Genomic DNA, 18,946 nt, shown 5'->3' with positions numbered 1-18,946 from the left:
TGCGACGGAATCACCGGCGCAAGGGGCATGATCGCCCTTCATGGGAGATGTCCGAGTTGCACCTGTTCGGAATGTCCGCCGGTCCACCGGTGCCTCGCGGCGGGCCGCCGCTTTCGCCGTGTGGTACCTGCGGGTCGTCGCGTTCGTCAACTTCCTCAGCGCGGCGTGGGTCTCGCTGGGGCAGGACGTGCGGCGGCACAACCAGGAGGACTTCTTCACGCCGTATCTGCTGACGGCGGGCTTCGCCTCCGGGGTGTTCACGGCGTTCCTCGCGATCACCATGCGGCGGCGCAAGCGGGCGGCGTGGATCCTGAACCTGGTGCTGTCGGGGGCGTTCCTCGCGCTGTTCGTCCTCGCGATGGCGTTCCCGGAGATCCGGCGCTACGCGCAGAACTGGATCTCGCTCGGTCTCACGGCCGCGTTCGTCGCCGCGCTGCTCGTGGGCCGGCGGGAGTTCTACGCCAAGGGCGACCGGTCCAATCCGCGGCTCGCCGCCGCCGTGGCCGTGGGCGGGCTGCTCGTGTCCTCGCTGCTGGCCGCGCTGCTGGTGACCGCCACCAACAAGGCGTCGAGGTCCTCGTCCTTCGGGGAGCGGTGGTGGTACGGCACGCTGCGGCTGGTCTCCGTCGCCGCCGACGACTCCCGCTTCGACGGGATCCTGACGCCGAACTGGGTCAACGTCGTCATCAACGTGCTCAGCACGGTCCTGGTCCTCGCCGTCCTCTACGCCGCCTTCCGCTCCCGGCGTGCCGTCGACCCGCTCACCGAGGACGACGAGCGGCGCCTGCGGGAGCTGCTGGAACGGCACGGCGAGCGGGACTCGCTCGGGTACTTCGCGCTGCGCAGGGAGAAGAGCGTCGTCTGGTCGCCGACCGGGAAGGCGGCCGTGACCTACCGGGTCGTCAGCGGGGTCTCACTGGCCTCCGGCGATCCGATCGGCGACCCGGAGGCCTGGCCGGGGGCGATCGAGCCGTGGCTCGCCGAGGCGCGGGCGCACGGATGGCTGCCGGCGGTGATGGGGGCCGGCGAGGACGCGGGGACCGTGTACGCGCGGCACGGCCTGAACGCGCTGGAGCTGGGCGACGAGGCGATCGTCGAGGTCGCCGAGTTCACGCTGGAGGGACGGGCGATGCGGACCGTCCGACAGGCCTACAACCGGGTCAAGCGGGCCGGGTACACGGTTCGGATCCGGCGGCACGAGGAGATCCCCGCCGAGGAGATGGCGGCGCTCGTACGGCGGGCCGACGACTGGCGGGACGGGGCCACCGAGCGCGGGTTCAGCATGGCGCTGGGGCGGCTCGGGGACCCGGAGGACGGCCGGTGCGTGGCGCTGGAGTGCAGGTCAGGTGACGGTGAGCTGAAGGCGGTGCTCTCCTTCGTGCCGTGGGGGCCGCACGGGCTGTCCCTCGATCTCATGCGCCGGGACCGCGACGCGGAGAACGGCCTCATGGAATTCATGGTCATCGAGCTGCTGAACCGGGCCCGGGAGATCCAGATCACCCAGGTCTCGCTCAACTTCGCGATGTTCCGTTCGGTCTTCGAACGTGGTGCACGTCTTGGCGCCGGGCCGGTGCTGCGGCTGTGGCGGTCGCTGCTCAGCTTCTTCTCCCGCTGGTGGCAGATCGAGTCCCTGTACCGGGCCAACGCCAAGTACCGGCCCATCTGGGAGCCGCGGTTCCTGCTCTTCGAGAAGAGCGCGGACCTGCCGCGCATCGGCATCGCCTCGGCGCGCGCGGAGGGGTTCCTGGAGGTGCCGGGGCTGCCGGGGTGGCTGCGGCGGCGGGAGCACCTGAGTACGCACAGGTGAGGACCGTGGCATGACGACCATGGCATGAGGACGGTGGCATGAGGACGGTGGGATGAGGACCGTGGGATGAAGACGCTCGCCCGCTGGGCCCGCGCGGAGTGGGGGCCGCTGTACGTCACCGTGCGCGGGCCGCTGCTCCGGCGGGGGTGGCGGGCGGTCCCCCTGGCCCTGTCGGCCGTGTCTGTGACGGCGGTCCTGCACTACGTGCACAACCAGTCGTGGGGATACGACTTCGTCCAGAACGCCGGTGCCGTACGCGCCGCGGATCCCCTCTGGCTCGCCCTGCTCCGCACTCCCCTCTCCCTGTTCGTACCGGCCCTGGACCTGCCGGTGTGGGGTGCGCTGGCGCAGATCCTGTTCGTGTTCGGGATCGCCGAGATCTGTCTGGGCCGGTGGCGGACGCTCGCTCTGGCCTACGCGGCCACGCTCGCCGGGACGCTGTACGCGCGCGTGGGCATCTGGCTGGGCCCCGACAGCCCGCTCGGCCTGCCCGCCTCGGACGCCCATGTCGGCGACACCGGCCCGTCGGCGGCCGTGGTGGGCCTCGCCGTCTTCCTCGGCTGGCGCTACGGCGCGCGGGTCACCGCGGGTGCCGTGATCGCGGCGATGGTGGTCGAGGTCCTGGTGAAGGAGAACCTCGCCGGCCGGGAACACATGGCGGCGATCGCGCTGATGCTGGTGCTGTGCGCAGTCCCGGCGGCACGTCAGCGGTGTGCGGGGGAAGCGGCCGGGTCGGGCCTGCCGCCTGGCGAACCCTGAGACGAGCACCGACGCGGACCCCCGCACGCGGCCGTGCCACGCACCGGGATGCTCACGCGGTATCCCGGGAAACGACCGGTCGGCGCTGCGGCCCGGCCCCGGAAACCGGCATGGACGCCGACCGCCCCTCCCCACTGACCTGGATCCTCGCGGCGCGTCAGCGGCGTTCCAGCGACGGGGTCGGGTCCGGTTTGCCGCCGATCAGGTCCTGGAACTTCCGGCGGGGGCCCGACCAGCGCAGGTCGCGGCGGTAGGCGCGCAGGACGGCCCGGGCGCGGGCGCGGGGGCGGCGGACGTAGAAGCGGCGGGCCCAGGGTGAGCCGGGGCGGGCCAGCCGGATGGCGCCGATCAGGCCGACGAGCGGGACGATCACGCTGAAGATCGCCATCCGGGTCTTGCCCTTGAGCAGGACGAGCATCGCGAAGAGGAAGTTGACCACCACGCTGGTGATGACGCCGCCGCGGTCCTGCGCCTCGCCCTGGGTCACGTCGTTGACGCCGAACGGCGAGAACCCCGCGAGCATCAGGCCGACCAGCGCCGCGGTGAGGACGACGACCTCGACGCTCTTGCGGCCCTCCTCGCTCCAGTACACGTCGTCGAGATGCAGGATCAGCGCGAACTCGTCCAGCACCAGACCCGCGCCCATCCCGAAGACGACCGCGCACAGCCCCGCCACGAAGCCGTGCCGCCCGCTCGCCACCGCGCCGAAGCCGCCGACGACGGTGAGGACGACCCCGGGCACCACGTGGTGGATGTGCACCCCTCCGGTGCTGACGTTGCCGAAGGGGCCCTTGCCCGCCCGGATGAGCCGGGTGATGACCCGCGTGATCAGGAAGGTCAGCACGAACGCGGTCAGGGCGAGGAGCAGCGGCAGCTTGCCGGGTTCCACGATGTTGCGGTGCAGCCAGTGGCCCATGGACCCAGTCTCCGGTGGGCGGGGGCGGGCCGCCCGGCGGCTACGGCGTCCGGGCTACCCTGCCGACGTGTCCATGACCCCGCCCCCGCTCGACGGCCTCCGCTTCGCCTTCGGCACGCTCAGCGTGCTGCCCGTGAAGGTGACCCGCTGGGACCGGGAGGCGGCACGCGGCGGAATGCTGTGCGCGCCCCTGGTCGGGGTGGTGCTGGGCTGCGGGTCGGCGGCGGTGGGACTGCTGCTCCTGTTCCTCGGTGCCTCCGCGCTGCTCGCCGCGGTCGCCACGGTGGCCGTACCCGCCGTCCTCACCCGGGGCCTGCATCTCGACGGCCTCGCGGACACCGCCGACGGCCTGGGCAGCGGCAAGCCCGCCGAGGACGCCCTGCGCATCATGAAGCAGTCGGACATCGGCCCGTTCGGAGTGATCACCCTCGTCCTCGTACTCCTCGCCCAGGTGGCCGCGCTGTCGCAGATCTACGGCGACTCCTGGGCGCGGGGTGCGACAGCCGCGGTGGTCTCGGCGACGGCCGCGCGCCTGGCCCTGACCCTCGCGGCCCGCGCCGGGGTCCCACCGGCCCGGCCGGAGGGGCTGGGTGCCGCGGTGGCGGGGGTCGTCCCGGTGCGGGGGGCGGTGCTCACGGCCGCCGCGGTGACCCTGGGAGCGGCCGGGGCGGAGGCGCTCTTCGGGGTGTACGACGTCGTCCGCGCGGTCCTCGCGGTCGCCGCAGCCGTGGCAGTGGCCGAGCTGGTGCTGCGGCACTGCACGCGCCGCTTCGGCGGAGTGACCGGGGACGTGTTCGGGGGGCTGGCGGAAACGGCGGCCACGACCGCGCTGGTGGTCCTGTCGATGACCTTCTGAGCCGATGGCCTTCTGAGTCGATGGCCTTCTAACAGGCCTCCCGCCACACCCCGAGCTCGTACTCCTTCCGCATCGAACTCAGCTTCAGGCGCCGGGACTCGGCGCAGAAGCGGCTGGTGGGGAGTTCGTACTCGACGTGGAAGACCGCCTTGCCGGCCTTGATGAACGGCTCCATGTCCCCGCATTCGCCGTACTGCGCGCACTGCTCGTTGACCGCGAAGTCGAAGTCCCCGACCAGTTCCGGGATCTGGTCGAGGTCGTTCTTCAGGCCGACCGACATGCCGCGCTCGTGGGCCAGTTCGGCGATCAGGCGGTTGTAGCGGAGCTGGTCCGCCGCCGTCAGCGGGAAGCCGGTGCGGTTCTTGTAGCCGTCCATGTTGTCCGGCTCCACCGCGTCGAAGCCCTTCTCGCGGCACCTGTCGAGGCGGTCCGCCATCAGTGGTTCCAGGACGTCCGTGGCACGGATGTCGAGCCAGCGCTCGCCCTCCCAGCCGTTGCCGCGCCCGATCACCGACTTGGGAAACGTGTCGGCGTCGGGGCGCCAGTCCTCCCACGCGCCCGTCGAGAGGTAGCAGATGACCTTGCGGCCTTCGCGGTGGAGGGACGACACCACTGCCTGGGACTGGTCGAAGCCGTCGATGTCGTACACCGGCACGTCCACGGACGTGTCGACGCGGCCGGTCAGCTGCCACTGCCAGGCGATGCCGGGGCGGGGCCGCCAACGGGCGTCACCGGACTCGGAGTCGGGGGTGGAGTCGGGCGTGGAGTCGGGGGTGGAGTCGGGCGTGGAGCGAGGGGTGGTCGAGCATCCCGTCGCCAGGAGGATCAGGGTGACCAGCAGAAGGCGGCGTATCAAGAGACGGGCTCCAGGGCGTGCGGCGAATGATCGGCGGCCGACCCGAGCGTAGGCTCTTCCCGGGTGGTCGCCGACAGGGGTGAAGGCCCCGATCGGGATCCGTGTTCGGACACGAAACAGGGTCGGCCGTCGGGCCCGGTCGACCCACCCGCTCGACCCAGACAACCTCACATCGGAAGCGAGAATTCACCACCGTGACTGCTCTGACTCTCAGCACCTCCGCGGCGCCCGGCCTGCGGGCCGACGCGATCGTGATCGGTGTCGCCAAGGGCGCGAAGGGCCCGGTCGTGGCGCCGGGCGCCGAAGCCGTGGACAAGGCCTACGACGGCAGGCTCGCCGGTGTCCTGGAGACCCTCGGTGCCTCCGGCGCCGAGGGCGAGGTGACGAAGCTGCCCTCTCCCGCCGGACTCAAGGCCCCGCTCGTGGTGGCGGTCGGCCTGGGCGCCGAGCCCGAGAAGGACTCCTCGTTCGCCGCGGAGGCGCTGCGCAAGGCCGCCGGTGTCGCCGCCCGTGCGCTGACCGGCGCGAAGAAGGCCGCGTTTGCGCTGCCCCTCGGTGACGCCGCCGACCTCGGCGCGGTCGCCGAGGGTGTGCTGCTCGGGGCGTACTCCTTCGACGCCTACAAGGGGACCGCGCCTTCGGGAAACACCGCCAAGGCCAGGAACGGCAAGGCGCCGCTGGCCGAGGCCGCCCTGCTGGGCGGCAAGCCGCGGGACGCCGCGTACAAGGCCGCGCTCGCCCGGGCCGTCGCGGTCTCCGAGGAGCTCAACCGCGCGCGCGACCTGATCAACATGCCGCCGAACGACCTCGACCCCGCGGCCTTCGCCGCGATCGTGCAGGGCGCGGGCAAGGAGCACGGCCTCAAGGTGCAGGTGCTCGACGAGAAGGCGCTGGAGAAGGGCGGCTACGGCGGCATCCTCGGCGTCGGCGCGGGCTCGGCGGCCGGGCCGCGGCTGGTGAAACTGTCGTACACCTCGTCCAAGGCGAAGAAGCACCTCGCGCTGGTCGGCAAGGGCATCACCTACGACTCGGGCGGCATCTCGCTGAAGCCGCCGGGCCACAACGAGACGATGAAGTGCGACATGAGCGGGGCGGCGGCGGTGTTCGCGGCCGTGGTCTCGGCCGCGCGGCTGGGCCTCGAGGTCAACGTGACCGGATGGCTGGCGCTCGCCGAGAACATGCCGTCGGGCTCCGCCACGCGCCCCGGTGACGTGCTGCGGATGTACAGCGGCAAGACGGTGGAGGTGCTCAACACCGACGCCGAGGGCCGGCTGGTGCTCGCGGACGCACTGTGGGCGGCGTCGGCGGAGAAGCCGGACGCGATCGTGGACGTGGCGACGCTGACCGGGGCGATGATGCTCGCGCTGGGCAGCCGGACGTTCGGGATCATGGCCAACGACGACTCCTTCCGTACGGCGGTGCACGAGGCCGCGGAGGAGGTCGGGGAGCCGGCGTGGCCCATGCCGCTGCCAGAGCACCTGCGCAAGGGGATGGACTCCCCCACCGCCGACATCGCGAACATGGGTGAGCGGATGGGCGGCGGCCTGGTCGCCGGGCTCTTCCTGCGGGAGTTCGTGGGCGAGGGGATCCCGTGGGCGCACCTCGACATCGCGGGTCCGGCGTACAACGACGGCGGGCCGTTCGGGTACACGCCCAAGGGCGGTACGGGGTCGGCGGTGCGGACGTTGGTGCGGCTGGCGGAGCTTGTCTCCTCCGGTGACCTGGGGTGATGTTCGCCTAGGAGCTCGGTGCCATCGGTTGTACGGAGTGTGCAGGGGCGTGGGGGCTGGTCGCGCCACGCGGCGAAGCCGCAAATGGATACAGCCCCCGCGCCCCTTGCGTGTCTCACCTGACCCCTTCTTCTCATGTGAGCGTGTGGTGTCTCACACCCCGGCCCGGCGTCTCGTTCAGTGCTGACAAGTGCGAAGATGGGGCTCGGCAGGACAGGGCCCCCACACAGGGCCGAAGAAAGAGCGGCCGGACACCAGCCGCCGCCCGGTCACTGGAGACCGGCGTACGGCGCACATGCATGGAGGACGTGACGTGGCGAACGACGCCAGCACCGTTTTCGACCTAGTGATCCTCGGCGGTGGTAGTGGCGGTTACGCCGCGGCCCTGCGCGGGGCGCAGCTGGGGCTTGACGTCGCCCTGATCGAGAAGGACAAGGTCGGCGGTACCTGCCTGCACCGGGGATGCATCCCCACCAAGGCCCTGCTGCACGCGGGCGAGATCGCCGACCAGGCCCGCGAGAGCGAGCAGTTCGGTGTGAAGGCCACCTTCGAGGGCATCGACATCGCCGGGGTGCACAAGTACAAGGACGGCGTGATCGCCGGCCTGTACAAGGGCCTGCAGGGGCTCGTCGCCTCCCGCAAGGTGACGTACATCGAGGGTGAGGGCCGGCTGTCGTCGCCGACCTCCGTCGATGTCAACGGCCAGCGCGTCCAGGGCCGCCACGTGCTGCTCGCGACCGGCTCCGTGCCGAAGTCGCTGCCGGGCCTGGAGATCGACGGCAACCGGGTCATCTCCTCGGACCACGCCCTCGTCCTGGACCGTGTGCCCAAGTCCGCGATCATCCTGGGCGGCGGTGTCATCGGCGTGGAGTTCGCCTCCGCGTGGAAGTCGTTCGGGTCGGACATCACCATCATCGAGGGCCTCAAGCACCTCGCCCCTCTCGAGGACGAGAACTCCTCCAAGCTTCTTGAGCGCGCGTTCCGCAAGCGCGGCATCAAGTTCAACCTGGGCACCTTCTTCTCGAAGGCCGAGTACACCCAGGACGGCGTCAAGGTCACCCTCGCCGACGGCAAGGAGTTCGAGGCCGAGCTGCTGCTGGTGGCCGTCGGCCGCGGGCCCGTCTCCGCCGGTCTCGGCTACGAGGAGCAGGGCGTCGCGATGGACCGCGGCTACGTCCTGGTCGACGAGTACATGCGCACCAACGTCCCGACCATCTCCGCCGTCGGTGACCTGGTCCCCACGCTCCAGCTCGCGCACGTCGGCTTCGCCGAGGGCATCCTGGTGGCGGAGCGTCTGGCCGGTCTCAAGACCGTTCCGATCGACTACGACGGTGTCCCGCGGGTGACGTACTGCCACCCCGAGGTCGCCTCCGTGGGCATCACCGAGGCCAAGGCCAAGGAGATCTACGGTGCGGACAAGGTCGTCGCTCTGAAGTACAACCTGGCGGGCAACGGCAGGAGCAAGATCCTGAACACCGCGGGCGAGATCAAGCTCGTCCAGGTGAAGGACGGTGCCGTGGTCGGCGTCCACATGGTCGGCGACCGCATGGGCGAGCAGGTCGGCGAGGCCCAGCTGATCTACAACTGGGAAGCGCTGCCGGCCGAGGTCGCCCAGCTCATCCACGCCCACCCGACGCAGAACGAGGCGCTCGGCGAGGCGCACCTGGCCCTCGCGGGCAAGCCGCTGCACGCGCACGACTGATCCCTCGGTTCACGAGCGCGACTCCGCGACTCCGCGACTCCGCGACTCCGCGACGACACAGACTTCCGCAATTCGTAAGGAGCAACCGAAACCATGGCGGTTTCCGTAACCCTTCCGGCGCTCGGCGAGAGCGTCACCGAGGGCACCGTCACCCGCTGGCTGAAGGCCGAGGGTGAGCGTGTAGAGGCCGACGAGCCGCTGCTCGAGGTGTCGACCGACAAGGTCGACACCGAGATCCCCTCTCCCGCCGCCGGCATCCTGGCCTCCATCAAGGTCGCCGAGGACGAGACGGTCGAGGTCGGCGCCGAGCTGGCCGTGATCGACGACGGCACCGGCGCCCCGGCCGCCGAGCCGGCCCCCGCTGCCGAGCCGGCCCCGGCCGCCGAGCCGGTCGCCGAGCCCGCCCCCGAGCCGGCCCAGGCCGCTCCCTCCACCGAGCAGGCCGCCCCGGCTCCCGCTCCCACCGCCGAGGCCGCTTCCGGCGGCGGCTCCGCCGAGGGCACGGACGTCGTCCTGCCCGCGCTCGGCGAGTCCGTCACCGAAGGCACCGTCACCCGGTGGCTGAAGGAGGTCGGCGACTCCGTCGAGGCCGACGAGCCGCTGCTCGAGGTCTCCACGGACAAGGTCGACACCGAGATCCCGGCGCCCACCTCCGGTGTGCTGCTGGAGATCACGGTCGGCGAGGACGAGACCGCCGAGGTCGGCGCCAAGCTCGCCGTGATCGGCGCCCCGGGTGCGGCTCCGGCCGCTGCCCCGGCTCCCGCCGCTCCCGCCCCGGCCCCGGCTCCCGCCGCTCCCGCCCCGGCCCCGGCTGCCGAGGCCCCCGCCCCGGCTCCGGCCCCCGCCGCTCCGGCGCCCGCTCCTGCTCCGGCTCCGGCTCCAGCCCCGCAGGCGCCCTCGGCTCCGGCCCCGCAGCAGCAGACGGCCCCGGCGCCCGACCCGGCGCCCGCCGCTCCGGCCCCGGCTCCCGCTCCGGTCACCCCGGCCCCGGCTCCCGCCGCGACCTCCGGTGACGACGGCGCCTACGTGACCCCGCTGGTGCGCAAGCTCGCCGCCGAGAACGGCGTCGACCTGGCGTCCGTCAAGGGCACCGGCGTCGGTGGCCGTATCCGCAAGCAGGACGTCATCGCCGCCGCTGAGGCCGCCAAGGCCGCCGCCGCTCCGGCTCCGGCCGCTGCCGCCGCCCCGGCCGCCGCCAAGAAGGCGCCGACCCTGGAGGCCTCTCCCCTCCGTGGCCAGACCGTCAAGATGCCGCGCATCCGCAAGGTCATCGGCGACAACATGGTCAAGGCGCTGCACGAGCAGGCGCAGCTGTCCTCGGTCGTCGAGGTCGACGTCACCCGGCTGATGAAGCTGCGCGCCCGTGCCAAGGACGCGTTCGCGGCCCGTGAGGGCGTCAAGCTCTCCCCGATGCCGTTCTTCGTCAAGGCCGCCGCCCAGGCGCTGAAGGCGCACGCGCCGATCAACGCCAAGATCAACGAGGGCGAAGGCACGATCACCTACTTCGACACCGAGAACATCGGTATCGCGGTGGACTCCGAGAAGGGCCTGATGACCCCGGTCATCAAGCACGCGGGCGATCTCAACCTCGCCGGCATCGCCAAGGCCACGGCGGAGCTCGCGGGCAAGGTCCGCGCGAACAAGATCACGCCCGACGAGCTGTCCGGCGCGACCTTCACCATCTCCAACACCGGTTCGCGCGGTGCGCTCTTCGACACGATCATCGTGCCGCCGGGCCAGGTCGCGATCCTCGGCATCGGTGCCACGGTCAAGCGCCCGGCGGTCATCGAGACCGAGGAGGGCACGGTCATCGGCATCCGCGACATGACCTACCTGACCCTCTCCTACGACCACCGTCTGGTGGACGGCGCCGACGCGGCCCGTTACCTGACCGCGGTCAAGGCGATCCTGGAGGCGGGCGAGTTCGAGGTCGAGCTCGGTCTGTAAGCCTCTGAAGTGCCTGTACGGTGCCCCTGTCCGGTTTTCCGGGCGGGGGCACCGGCGTCTGGTCACCGGGGCGTCAGCGTCCTGTCCGACCAGCCCCACAGCTCCTCCACCCACACGTTGGGGACGGACAGCTTCGGCGCGGGTGTGAGGTGCTTCGTGCGGTAGGCCTTCAGGGCGTCGTAGGTGGCGTCCAGGCAGTCCCGCGAGGTGAGCTTCCCGGTCCTCGGGTCGACCCCGACGAGGAAGCCACGGGCCTCGAACTCGCTGATCATGGCCCGAGCACGGTCCACATCATGGGTCGAGGACCCGGTGCAGCGGTAACGGCTGTAGGGGTGCTGGGAGGTGCCCGGGTAGTGGGCGTCGGTGGACATGTCGCCGAGCATGCGGTCGTACGGTCCCTCCGCGTGCCAGGCCCCGATGTCGCCGCCCGGCGGGGTGTACAGCTTCGCGCTGGGGTTCTCCACGGCGCCGTAGACCCAGCGGCCGGTGCCCGGGACCTTGAAGCCCCAGCCGACGTGGCCGAACTTCTGTGCCCCGTCTGGCTTGACGAAGACGCAGGCCGCGCCGGTGCCCTGGGTGGCGCCGGCGGCCATGTCGGCGATGGCTACGGTGCTGCTCGGCGTCGCCTCGGCCGTCGCCTCCGCCGTCGCCTCCGCCGTCGCCCGGGTGGCCGACTGCCCGCAGCCCGACATGGCGACGATCGCGCCGATCACGGCCGCGACCACCAGTCCACGCTGTCCCCCGATATCCATCCGTCCCCTGTGGTGCGAAGGGGCAGCCCCTGCGGGAACCCCTGACGAACGCGACACTTCTCAGTGCCGTGGGGTTCCGTGCCTTGACAGAAGCCGTGCGGCTGGGAGCGTGTAAGCCTCGTCTCACCTGCATGAAAGCGCCCCCGTGCGCCCCTCCCGGACGAGCCCTCGGCCTTATTGTCTAAGCGTCAAACGCCCTTAAGGAGCTCTCATGACCGCGCCCGTCGTCCACTCGCTGCGCGAACAGATCCGCGAGCACATCGTGGAGGGGATCGTCAGCGGGCGCTGGCAGCCGGGCGAGCGGATCGTGGAGCGTCGTATCGCCACCGAGCTGGAGGTCAGCCAGACGCCGGTGCGGGAGGCACTGCGCGAGCTGGAGTCGCTGCGGCTGATCGAGTCCGCGCCGAACAAGGGCGTACGGGTGCGGAACCTGACGGCGGCCGACCTGGAGGAGAGCTACCCCGTGCGGGCCGGTCTGGAGGCCATCGCGGCGGAGCTCGCGGCGGAGCGGCTGGCGCGGGACTGCTCGGCCCTGGAGCCGCATGTCGCCGCGCTGTACGAGGCGGACCGGGACTCCGACGGCACCGGCCAGGTGCGGCACACGGTGGGTTTCCACCGTGAGCTGGTGCGGGCGGCCGGCAACTCGGTGCTGCTGCACACCTGGGAGGGGCTGGGCATCGAGGTGTTCACCGCCCTGTCGATCCGCTGGCTGGGGACGGTCCAGCAGTCGTACGCGGAGGAGCACGAGGAGCTGGTGGCCGCGTTCCGCAGGCGGGACCCGCGGATCGCCGACATCGTGAAGTCCCACGTCCTGGGCTGCGCCCCGAGGGCCTGACGGCCGGGGCCACGGGCGGTCCGACCCCGCCGGAGGCACCGTGCAGTGGCTGGCCCACTGTGCCTGACCACCAGTGGGCCGAGCGAGCGCCGCCGCGGCGAACACCGCTGCAGCTGAGTGCCACCGCGGCCGAGCACCGCCAGGCCTCAAGCACCGCCAGGCCCGAGCACCACTGCGACGAACAGCACCAGACCCGGACACCGCCGACCTGGGCACCACCGCGGCCCGAGCGCCACGGTGGCGAACACCGCCGTGACTGACCACCACCAGGCCGAGCACGCACCGCCGCGACTGAGCACTGCCGCGGCGAGTACCGCCGGATGCGCGTCCGCCGAACCCAAACACCGCCAAACCGAGCGCCACCGTGGCCAAACACCGCCAGGCCTTGAGCACCACCGCGGCAAACACCACGGTGTCCAGCACCGCCAAGCCGAACACCACCGTGGCCGAGTTCCACCGTGGCCGAGTGCCACCGCGGCCGAGTGCCACCGTGGCCGAACGCCGCCGGACCCAAGAACCGTCGCGGCCGAACACCGCCGGACGGCGAACACCGCCCCGACGAACACCACCCCGCCCCAGCACCGCCGGACCCGAGCAACCTCGCGGCCGAACGCCACCCTGCCCGGTACCGCCGTGGCCGAACATCACCGGACCCGAGTCCGGCGGACCCGAGCACCGCCCCGACGAACACCACCCACCTCACCTCAGCACCGCCGTGTCGAGCACCGTCGCGGCGAACATCACCAGGCCCGAGCACCGCCGCGCCCGAGCACCACCGCGGCGAACACCACCGCGCTCCAGCACCGCCAAACCAATCACCACCTCGGCCGAACACCGCCACCCCGAACACCACCGAGCCCAAGAGCCACCCCGCCCCAGACGACTGGACCCGCGCCCCCAAGCTGCTGAGCACCCGAGCGCGCCCCCGCTCAAACGCCCTCCGACCTGCAGAGACCCCGAGCCACCCCAGTCACCGGGTGCCACCGCCAAAGGCACCCCGTGCCTACTTTCTCGCCATCGAGAAGTTTTGCCCGCAACCCTTTGATCGATCATCGATCAGCGGGTTAGAGTCGCCGACGGGCCCTTACCGGGGCCCTCCGCCCTGTCCTGCCAAAGACAAAGGGCACCCCCGAAACCCTGCCTGATTGAGGGAACCCCCTTCGACTGAGGAAGGCGGCGACATGACCGACCCCAACGCCATCCAGGCCAGCGAGCTCGACCAGCTCCCCGACCGGGACCCCGAGGAGACCGCCGAATGGCAGGCCTCCCTGGACGCGGTCGCCAAGGCGGCCGGCCCGCACCGTGCCGCGTACCTGATGCGCCGCACGCTGGAGAGGGCGGAGGGCAACGGCATCGCGCTGCCGAAGCTCCTCGAGACCGACTACGTCAACACCATCCCCACCGCCGCCGAGCCGGGCCTGCCCGGTGACCCGGCGATGGAGGCCCGTATCACCGCGTGGAACCGCTGGAACGCGGCCGCGATGGTCACCCGCGGCTCCAAGTACGGCGTCGGCGGCCACATCGCCACCTTCGCCTCCGCGGCCTGGCTCTACGAGACCGGCTTCAACCACTTCTTCAAGGGCAAGGAGGCCGACGGGTCCGGCGACCAGCTCTACATCCAGGGCCACGCCTCCCCCGGCATCTACGCCCGCGCCTTCCTCGACGGCCGGCTGACCGAGCACCACCTCGACCACTTCCGCCGCGAGTCGGGCGGCGACGGCCTCCCGTCGTACCCGCATCCCCGCCGCCTGCCCTGGCTGTGGGAGTTCCCGACGGTGTCGATGGGCCTCGGCCCGCTCTCCGCGATCTACCAGGCGCGCTTCAACCGCTACCTCACCGCCCGCGGCATCAAGGACGTCTCGCAGTCCCACGTCTGGGCCTTCCTCGGCGACGGCGAGATGGACGAGCCGGAGTCCACGGCGGCACTCGCACTCGCGAGCCGCGAGGGCCTCGACAACCTCACCTTCGTCATCAACTGCAACCTGCAGCGTCTCGACGGCCCGGTCCGCGCGAACTTCAAGATCGTGCAGGAGCTGGAGGCCCAGTTCCGCGGCGCCGGCTGGAACGTCGTCAAGTCGCTGTGGGGCAACGCCTGGGACGAGCTGTTCCGGCTCGACACCACGGGCGCGCTGGTACGACGGCTCCGCGAGGTACCCGACGCGCAGGTGCAGACGTACCAGACGCGCGACGCCGCCTACATCCGCCAGGACTTCTTCGGCAAGGACCCGGCGCTCGTCGAGATGGCGAAGCTGCTGTCCGACGACAAGATCCTCGAGTGTTTCCACCTCTCCCGCGGTGGCCACGAGGCGCGCAAGGTGTACGCCGCCTACAAGGCCGCTGTCGAGTTCAAGGGCGCGCCGACCGTGATCCTGGCCCAGACGGTCAAGGGCCACACCCTCGGCGAGGGCTTCGCGTCGAAGAACGCCAACCACCAGATGAAGAAGCTCTCGGTGGACGAGTTCAAGACCATGCGGGACCTGCTCGAACTGCCCATCAAGGACAGCGACTTCGTCGACGGCGTGGTCCCCTACGGCCACCCCGGCGCCGACTCCCCCGAGGTGCGCTACCTCCAGGAGCGCCGGGCCGCTCTCGGTGGTCCCGCGCCGGCCCGCCGAGTGCACCCCGTGGCCCCGCTGCCCGCCCCTGCCGAAAAGGCCTTCGCCTCCTTCGACAAGGGCTCGGGCACGCAGAACGTCGCCACCACGATGGCCTTCGTACGGCTCATCAAGGACCTGGTCCGCGACAAGGAGACCGGCAAGCGCTGGGTGCCGATCGTCCCCGACGAGGCGCGCACCTTCGGCATGGAGTCGCTGTTCCCGTCGCTCGGGATCTACTCCCCCAAGGGCCAGACGTACGAGCCGGTCGACCGCGACCAGCTGATGTACTACAAGGAGGCCACCAACGGCCAGATCCTCAACGAGGGGATCACCGAGGCCGGTTCGATGGCCGACTTCATCGCCGCTTCGACGTCGTACGCGACGCACGGCGAGGCGATGATCCCGTTCTACATCTTCTACTCGATGTTCGGCTGGCAGCGCACGGCCGACCAGATGTGGCAGCTCGGCGACCAGCTCGGCCGCGGCTTCCTCGTCGGTGCCACGGCGGGCCGTACGACGCTGACGGGCGAGGGCCTGCAGCACGCGGACGGACACTCGCCGGTGATCGCGGCGACGAACCCCGCGGCGCTGTCGTACGACCCGGCGTTCGCCTACGAGGTCGCCACGATCGTGCGCGACGGCATCCGCCGCATGTACGGCGAGGCGGCCCCCGGCGAGGATCCGAACGTCTTCTACTACCTGACGGTCTACAACGAGCCGCTTCCGCAGCCCGCCAAACCGTCCGGCCTCGGTGTCGACGAGGGCATCGTCAAGGGCCTGTACCGCTTCAACACGGCGGAGTCCGCGGGTCTCTCCCCGGTCGCGAACGCCCCCCGCATCCAGCTGCTCGGCTCCGGCACGGCGATCCACTGGGTGCTGAAGGCGCAGCGGATGCTGGCCGAGGAGTGGGGCGTGGCGGCCGATGTCTGGTCCGCCACCTCCTGGACGGAGCTGCGCCGTGACGCGCTGGAGGCCGACGCCGGCCTGCTGCGCGGCGAGGAGCGCATCCCGTACGTCCGCCAGGCGCTGCACGGTGCCGAGGGCCCGGTGCTCGCGGTCTCCGACTACATGCGCCAGGTCCCCGACCAGATCGCCCAGTGGGTCGAGCAGGACTGGTCCTCGCTCGGCGCGGACGGCTTCGGCCTCTCCGACACCCGCGAGGGCGCCCGCCGCCACTTCGGCGTCGACGCCGAGTCGGTCGTCGTCGCGGCCCTGGCCCAGCTGGCCCGCCGCGGCGAGGTCAAGGCGACGGCGGTGAAGGAAGCGCGCGAGAAGTACGGCCTGTAGGGGCTGACGCTGATCGAGGGGGTACGGCGGCTGCCGTGCCCCCTCGTTGTCAGCGGCCCCCGGCATCATGAAGGCATGCGCGCCGCCCGCCTGATCAAGATGGTCCTGCTGCTCCAGTCCCGGCCCTCCATGACCGCCGCCGAGCTGGCGCAAGAGCTGGAGGTCTCGGAGCGGACGGTCACCCGGGATGCGCAGGCGTTGTCGGAGGCAGGGGTTCCGGTGTACGCGGACCGGGGCAGAGCGGGCGGGTACCGCCTCATCGGCGGCTATCGCACCCGCCTCACCGGCCTGGCCCGCAGCGAGGCCGAGGCGCTGTTCCTGTCCGGTGTGCCGGGCGCGCTGCGCGAGATGGGCCTGGAGGACGCCGCCTCCGCCGCCCGGCTGAAGGTCTCCGCCGCCCTGCTCCCCTCCCTCAGCGACGCCTCCCGCTCGGCCGCTCAGCGCTTCCATCTCGACGCGCCCAACTGGTTCGCCGAGCCGAAGTCCCCCGAGCTGCTGCCCGCCGTCGCCGACGCGGTGTGGGACGACAGACGGGTCGGTGCGCGCTACCGCGGCCGGGAGGGCGAGGTGGAGCGGGACCTGGAGCCGTACGGGCTCGTGCTCAAGGCGGGCGTCTGGTACCTGTGCGCGCGGGTGCCGGACGGCGGTTCCTTCCGGGTGTACCGGATCGACCGTTTCACGGCGGTGACGGCCGGCGAGGCTCGCTTCGAGCGGGACGAGGAGTTCGACCTGCCCGGCTTCTGGGAGGAGCGCGCCGAACAGTTCGCGCGCTCGATCCTGCGGGCCGAGGTCGTCGTACGGCTGTCCGGGGCGGGGGCGCGCGGACTGCCGTACGCCGTCGATCCCGCCGCGGCCCGGGAGGTGCTGGCGGCCGCCGGGCCGCCGGACGGCGACGGGTGGGTGACGGTGACCCTGCCGGTGGAGTCCGAGGAGGTCGCCCACGCGCAGCTCGCGTCGCTGGGGCCGGAGGTGGAGGTGCTGGCCCCGGAGAGCCTGCGGGCGCGGTTCGCGGGGGACGCGGTACGTCTGGGGAGGCTGTACAAGACGTGAAGGACTCTGTTCGGGACATAACAATCCGCCCCACTCCACGTGCGCCGTACCCTTCCAGGCCCGATGCTGGACCCGTGATGGACGAGACGGAGTTCTGGGAGCTGGTGGACGCCACCCGCGAGGCCGCCGAGGGCGACCCCGAGGAACAGGCCGACCTGCTCGTGGAGCGGCTGCTGGCGCTGGACCCGGACATGGTCCTCGACTTCGCCCGTCACTTCGAGGCCCGCTTCAACCGCGCGTACACCTGGGACCTGTGGGGCGCCGCCTGGATCCTGCTGGACGGGGTCAGCGACGACGCCTTCGACTTCTTCCGGTGCTGGCTGATCGGCCAGGGCCGCGAGGTGTACGAGGGCGCGGTGCACGACCCCGACTCGCTCGCCGACCAGCTGGCCGACTTCGACGAGGAGATCGACGGCGACGGCGAGGAACTGGGGTACGCGGCCGACGAGGCCTACGAGCAGCTCACCGGTGCCGTCGCTCCCGACCTGGGCATTCCGCCCGCGGCCTCCGAGCCGCTCGGCGCGCCGATCGACCTGGAGAGCGACCGGGTGCTGGCGGAGCGGTATCCCAAGCTGTGGGAGCGGTTCAGGGGCTAGTGCCGTAAGGCCGCTCGCGCTGTGTTCAGGGCGCCGTGCCGGCCCTGCGCCGGGTCGTGTCCGTCGGGATGTACGCCTGCGTCCGGTCGGCCTTCACCGCGTGGTGCATCGGGGCCGCGTTGGCCTGGTCGAGCGCGGACGCGGTGGCGGCGGCCGGGCCGAGGACCACGGCGACGACGGCGCAGACGACCGCCCAGGGGCCGCGGGTCCTGGTGCTCAGGGCGTCCGGGTGACTGCTGTTCATTTCTTCCCCACCTCCGGTCAGTGCGTGTGCATGACGATAGGGCGGCTGTTTCGGCGTGGTCCTTGAGCCGCCTACGAGAAACCTGTGAGGGTGCGGGCGGGTCACGTCCTGCCCTGGAGGCGGGCGGCCCGCTGTCTGATCTCCGGCAGCAGGGCGTTGAGGGCCGCGCCGGGACAGGTCGTCATGTAGGCGGCGCCGTGGCCCGCGAGGGCGGGCAGTGCGGCGGTGGTCCCGGCGGGGTAGCGGCTGGCGCTGTTGCTGGAGGTGAGCCGGACGGTGGTGCGCGGGTCGACGTCGGCGAGGCCGAGCTTCCAGGCGGCCAGGGCGGCGATCGCGTCGGTCATCGCCCGCGGGACGGTGACGCCCGCGGTGAAGGTGCCGAGGGCGGCGATGCCGGCCGTGCGGTGGTTGAAGCCGAGGGTGTGGGCGCCGATGACGGGGCGGTCGACGCCGCCCGCACGGCCCTCGTAGATGGTGCCGCAGCGGTCGACGAGGAAGTTGTAGCCGATGTCGTCCCAGTCCCGGGCGCCGGTCTGGCCGGCGGCGAGGTAGCGGATGATGCGGGGCGCGTCGGCGCAGTCGTAGTCGTTGGGCGAGTCGGTGTGGTGCACGAAGACCGCGAGCACCTTGTCGTCGTAGTCCGGGGGCGGCGGGGTACGGGCGGCGGGGTAGGCCTCCCCGCCATCGGCCCACACCGACCTCGGCACGATGTGCGGCCTGCCCGCGGCGTGCGTCACGGTCTGCTGCCGGGCCACCGGCCCACTGCGCGCGGACCGGACGGAGACGGCGTCCTCGATACCGGTGACACACAGCACCAGAACGAGAACGACGGCGAGCCCGGGGAGACAGGCGAGGAGCGGGAGGAGGGGGCGGCGGACGGGTGCCGACCATGGGCGGGGGCGGGGTGCGGAGGGCGATCTCCCCGAGGTGACAGGGCCCGAGGGGGTGCGGGCCGGCACGGCCTTGTGTCGGCCGCCAGCCGCCGGTTGGGTGCCGGACCCGGGGCTCGCGG

Annotated in this window: 15 protein-coding genes; 10 read left to right on the top strand and 5 right to left on the bottom strand. The window is 71.8% G+C overall.

Going from position 1 to position 18,946, the window contains the following annotated elements; all coding sequences use genetic code 11:
* Window positions 1-40 precede the first annotated feature (40 nt).
* Window positions 41-1,807 carry a phosphatidylglycerol lysyltransferase domain-containing protein gene (locus ACFVYN_RS08990; protein WP_389994626.1) on the top strand — a complete coding sequence of 589 codons (1,767 nt, stop codon included), beginning with the start codon at window positions 41-43 and terminating at the stop codon, window positions 1,805-1,807.
* 66 nt (window positions 1,808-1,873) lie between these two features.
* Window positions 1,874-2,566, top strand: coding sequence for a hypothetical protein (locus ACFVYN_RS08985; RefSeq protein WP_389994623.1), 693 nt, complete (start codon window positions 1,874-1,876; stop codon window positions 2,564-2,566).
* A 157-nt stretch (window positions 2,567-2,723) separates the two neighbouring features.
* On the opposite strand, the gene ACFVYN_RS08980 is transcribed toward ACFVYN_RS08985, so the two are convergent.
* A complete protein-coding gene (locus tag ACFVYN_RS08980; protein WP_389994620.1) occupies window positions 2,724-3,482 on the bottom strand; it encodes a hypothetical protein in 759 nt (252 codons plus the stop codon).
* 73 nt (window positions 3,483-3,555) lie between these two features.
* Between ACFVYN_RS08980 and ACFVYN_RS08975 the strand changes: the two genes are divergently transcribed.
* Window positions 3,556-4,338, top strand: a complete 783-nt coding sequence (locus ACFVYN_RS08975) for an adenosylcobinamide-GDP ribazoletransferase (protein WP_389994720.1) — start codon at window positions 3,556-3,558, stop codon at window positions 4,336-4,338.
* A 28-nt stretch (window positions 4,339-4,366) separates the two neighbouring features.
* Here the strand turns inward: ACFVYN_RS08975 and ACFVYN_RS08970 are convergent, their stop codons facing one another.
* Window positions 4,367-5,194, bottom strand: a complete 828-nt coding sequence (locus ACFVYN_RS08970) for an endo alpha-1,4 polygalactosaminidase (RefSeq protein ID WP_389994617.1) — start codon at window positions 5,192-5,194, stop codon at window positions 4,367-4,369.
* Between the two features lie 194 nt (window positions 5,195-5,388).
* Here ACFVYN_RS08970 and ACFVYN_RS08965 point away from each other — a divergent pair, with 194 nt between their 5' ends.
* The 3 genes from ACFVYN_RS08965 (at window position 5,389) to sucB (ending at window position 10,573) form a co-directional block, all read left to right on the top strand.
* Window positions 5,389-6,924 carry a leucyl aminopeptidase gene (locus ACFVYN_RS08965; RefSeq protein ID WP_389994614.1) on the top strand — a complete coding sequence of 512 codons (1,536 nt, stop codon included), beginning with the start codon at window positions 5,389-5,391 and terminating at the stop codon, window positions 6,922-6,924.
* Between the two features lie 313 nt (window positions 6,925-7,237).
* A complete protein-coding gene (lpdA, locus tag ACFVYN_RS08960; protein WP_389994611.1) occupies window positions 7,238-8,626 on the top strand; it encodes a dihydrolipoyl dehydrogenase in 1,389 nt (462 codons plus the stop codon).
* 93 nt (window positions 8,627-8,719) lie between these two features.
* A complete protein-coding gene (gene sucB, locus ACFVYN_RS08955; RefSeq protein ID WP_389994608.1) occupies window positions 8,720-10,573 on the top strand; it encodes a 2-oxoglutarate dehydrogenase, E2 component, dihydrolipoamide succinyltransferase in 1,854 nt (617 codons plus the stop codon).
* Window positions 10,574-10,635: 62 nt separating this feature from the next.
* On the opposite strand, the gene ACFVYN_RS08950 is transcribed toward sucB, so the two are convergent.
* Window positions 10,636-11,325, bottom strand: a complete 690-nt coding sequence (locus ACFVYN_RS08950; protein WP_389994605.1) for a hypothetical protein — start codon at window positions 11,323-11,325, stop codon at window positions 10,636-10,638.
* A gap of 211 nt (window positions 11,326-11,536) precedes the next feature.
* On the opposite strand from ACFVYN_RS08950, the gene ACFVYN_RS08945 reads away from it, so the two are divergent.
* The 4 genes from ACFVYN_RS08945 to ACFVYN_RS08930 all read left to right on the top strand — a co-directional run bounded on the left by ACFVYN_RS08945 (window position 11,537) and on the right by ACFVYN_RS08930 (window position 17,690).
* Window positions 11,537-12,160 carry a GntR family transcriptional regulator gene (locus ACFVYN_RS08945; RefSeq protein ID WP_352383048.1) on the top strand — a complete coding sequence of 208 codons (624 nt, stop codon included), beginning with the start codon at window positions 11,537-11,539 and terminating at the stop codon, window positions 12,158-12,160.
* A 1,181-nt stretch (window positions 12,161-13,341) separates the two neighbouring features.
* The gene (gene aceE, locus ACFVYN_RS08940) at window positions 13,342-16,044 is read left to right on the top strand and encodes a pyruvate dehydrogenase (acetyl-transferring), homodimeric type (RefSeq protein WP_389994602.1); all 2,703 of its coding nucleotides are present in this window, start codon (window positions 13,342-13,344) and stop codon (window positions 16,042-16,044) included.
* A 75-nt stretch (window positions 16,045-16,119) separates the two neighbouring features.
* On the top strand, window positions 16,120-17,094 hold the full coding sequence (locus ACFVYN_RS08935; RefSeq protein WP_389994599.1) for a helix-turn-helix transcriptional regulator: 975 nt from the start codon (window positions 16,120-16,122) through the stop codon (window positions 17,092-17,094).
* A 77-nt stretch (window positions 17,095-17,171) separates the two neighbouring features.
* Window positions 17,172-17,690 (top strand): DUF4240 domain-containing protein, encoded by a 519-nt coding sequence (locus ACFVYN_RS08930; protein ID WP_389994717.1) that lies wholly within the window; start codon window positions 17,172-17,174, stop codon window positions 17,688-17,690.
* 25 nt (window positions 17,691-17,715) lie between these two features.
* Here ACFVYN_RS08930 and ACFVYN_RS08925 read toward each other — a convergent pair whose 3' ends face one another.
* Together ACFVYN_RS08925 and ACFVYN_RS08920 are read right to left on the bottom strand one after the other, a co-directional pair.
* On the bottom strand, window positions 17,716-17,934 hold the full coding sequence (locus ACFVYN_RS08925) for a hypothetical protein (protein WP_389994596.1): 219 nt from the start codon (window positions 17,932-17,934) through the stop codon (window positions 17,716-17,718).
* A gap of 101 nt (window positions 17,935-18,035) precedes the next feature.
* The gene (locus ACFVYN_RS08920; RefSeq protein WP_389994714.1) at window positions 18,036-18,752 is read right to left on the bottom strand and encodes a peptidoglycan recognition protein; all 717 of its coding nucleotides are present in this window, start codon (window positions 18,750-18,752) and stop codon (window positions 18,036-18,038) included.
* Window positions 18,753-18,946: the final 194 nt, after the last annotated feature.

Source organism: Streptomyces sp. NPDC058307, assembly GCF_042880295.1.
GTDB lineage: Bacteria > Actinomycetota > Actinomycetes > Streptomycetales > Streptomycetaceae > Streptomyces.
This window is presented reverse-complemented; position numbering and strand designations above follow the sequence as displayed.